We start from the raw sequence: 2,817 nt of genomic DNA on the forward strand, positions 1-2,817 counted from the left end.
GTTTTATCCGGCTCGGTTTTAAAGCCTTAAATAGCTTCCAATTGGATGCGAACAATATGGATGTGGGGGGCGAGTGTGGTGAGAAAAGATTATTCTCGCCATAAAGATATGTGGTAGCGAGTCATGAATAAACAGGACTCATCCAGGGGAGACCTGAGCCAGACATCTCAACGATTAGAGTGGGAAAAGAGCCAAATGCCTTACACAATTCCTAACAACAGTTGCGTTGGATGTGACAACTGCCGCCCCCAATGTCCTACGGGTGCAATCAGAATAGAGGACAATGAATACTGGATTGATCCTGGTCTTTGTAATAATTGTGAGGGCTATTATTCAGAACCGCAATGTGTAATAGCTTGTCCAACAAATTCTCCGATTCCTTGGCAGTCGAAAAAGGGGAGATGCAAAATAGAACCGAGAGATGCTAGCAGTTTAGACTTGTTTTCTAACAGCAAGAATAATCCATTTGCTTCAGCGATCGCTATTTGGGAAGCTTGTAATGTACTAGCGCAGCGCACATCGCTACATTGGGAAACCGATGAAGAAGGCTACATAAGTTACAGCCGACAAATCAACCAAGGCCGAGGTGCGATCGCATTTCATATCCAAGATCCCTTCAAAGTCAACAACAAGGCTACAGATATAGCAGCAATTGAGGGGCTTGACATCAGAGCCGCTTGCATACATCTAATTTTTGCCGCTTATGCTACAGCCTTAGATCAACCTTGGGAGCAAGAATTTGCGATCGATGAGCGACAAATCGAGAAATATTTGGGGATGGAGAAACGCAAAGACTTGAGCAAAGCTGCCAAGCTAGCTTTAATGAAAAATCTTGTTCAGCAAGCTTGCTCCCTGATTATCTCCATTGACTGGCCCCAACAAGGTCGAATTAACGGATTCTCTCTTGTCGGTAGCCGCTTATGGCATTTAGTAGATATTCAGCACCACTTCCAAGAAGACAATCTCGGATGCAAATATCTGATTGGGCTAACTTTTAAAGTAAAAGCAGGCTTATGGGCGCAATATTTCTTAAACAAACAAGCATGTAAAGAGCGAACCGCATTCTATCAATACGGCAGTCTTCCCAAAACGCTGCTAACCACAGTTATGAGCATTTGGCAGCAACATGAAGGCGCAGTTCGACTAATGCTGTGGTTGCTGTTTAAAACCAAGATGGGCAAAGAACAACGCATCACCATTCCTACCTTGCTGCGTATTGCTTACGGTGAAGAAAAAGTCGCCCTTGCATCCAGACAACGGGAAGAACGCAAACGGCTGCTGCGAACCTTTGAAAGTGATTTGGAAATTCTCAATCACTATGGAATGAAGCCACTTTTCGATCCAGTTACTTACCCACCAGAAATTCAACCTTTGTGGGCAAAATTAATCGATCTTCCCGAAGATCCTGATGAAGCATTAGAATTTTGGACTAATGACGGTGGTGCTGAAACCCGCCTCACAGACACAGGCCCCCGTGGTAAATGGAATCTCTTAATGAATGCGCGGATTTTGGCTTTTGAACTCCCGCCCGAATGGGAACAGCAAACCTCAGAATCGGAAAAAAAGAAAACAAGAACTGCCAAAGCCAAAAAGAAGCCCAAAGCTACAAAAGATTTGCTCGGCGAACAGATTTTGCAAGCGCGAAAAAACTTGAATCTCTCCCAAAGAGAATTGGCAAAACTCACAGGTAAAAGCCAAAGCTGGATTCGAGATATCGAGAATGGTCGTTTAAAAGCTAAATTAGAAGACCAAATACTGTTACGAAAAGTCTTAAATATGCCTTTATCTTGATTTGTAATTTAAACGCAGAAGGACGCAAAGATTTTATTACTAATTTGTGTAGCGTTATACGAAATACAGCATTTCATTAATTCATAGCGAACTAAACTTAGCAATACTCTGTGTTACTCTGCGCTTCCCTTGGCGTCCCTCTGCGTTTAAAAACTCTCTCTATTTCTGTGTACTATAACTCATTACCTTACTAGAGGTAATCCAAAAACTACCAACAGCATATTTAGTAACTACCAACTCTCGTGTCGCATTGCATGAACTTTTCAGTTGTTGAGTCTTCGTTTCATCTTTCACAAGTTTAGCTTGGTAAGTATAGAGAGAACCACAAGATTGTTCAAAACTAATTTCAGCTAAAATAGTACTATTGTCTAAACTTTGTTCTAAAATTTTTCCTGCAACTTTGTAATTAAACCAATCCCATCCTTTATAAAGAATTAGCTCTCTTTCCAAAACCTGAAGTGCAGCAGGCAGAATTCCCCAGCCTCGATAGACTGGATGTAAGCATTGAATATCACCAGTACGAGTCAAAATCGATCTAAATGAATCTTGATCGAGACGACCGTAGTATCTTCCTTCTGGCAAATCTATAATTGTTGGTGCAAACCGATGTCCACCAAAGTGCGATGATTTCCAAATTCGCACATTCTCTAAGCACAAATCAGCATTATTCGCTGTTATTTGGAAGTAAAAAGGAGCGCCATATCTCGCACAACACTTATCATGGCTACCGTGGGTACAAACTAAAATATCTCTAGTTGTACTAGTTTCTACTTTAAAATTAGAATCGATACCCCATATCCATTTTTGGACAACTCCTGCTACTTGTTCAATATTTGCTAGCTGAAACTCCTGCTTATGGTATCCATTACTTAGCCCCTTTTCTTTTTGATAAATCAAAAGCGTTGTATGATTTACCTTGTGTGATAAATCATTAGCAATTAGGAGAAATCTAATCGGCAGTTTCGCACGCTTCACTTCTTCTACCAAAATCCTCAAATTCTGAGGCACCCACTTGGAGTTAAAGGC

General features: G+C 41.2%; 2 protein-coding genes. One reads left to right on the forward strand and one right to left on the reverse strand.

The window, feature by feature from the left end:
• Positions 1-195: 195 nt before the first annotated feature.
• Positions 196-1,791 carry a helix-turn-helix domain-containing protein gene (locus tag IQ229_RS22400; protein WP_194047524.1) on the forward strand — a complete coding sequence of 532 codons (1,596 nt, stop codon included), beginning with the start codon at positions 196-198 and terminating at the stop codon, positions 1,789-1,791.
• Between the two features lie 159 nt (positions 1,792-1,950).
• Here the strand turns inward: IQ229_RS22400 and IQ229_RS22405 are convergent.
• On the reverse strand, positions 1,951-2,817 hold an 867-nt coding region (locus IQ229_RS22405; RefSeq protein WP_194047526.1), incomplete at its 5' end, for a sucrase ferredoxin.

It is taken from the genome of Nostoc cf. edaphicum LEGE 07299 (assembly GCF_015207245.1).
Lineage (GTDB): Bacteria > Cyanobacteriota > Cyanobacteriia > Cyanobacteriales > Nostocaceae > Nostoc > Nostoc edaphicum_B.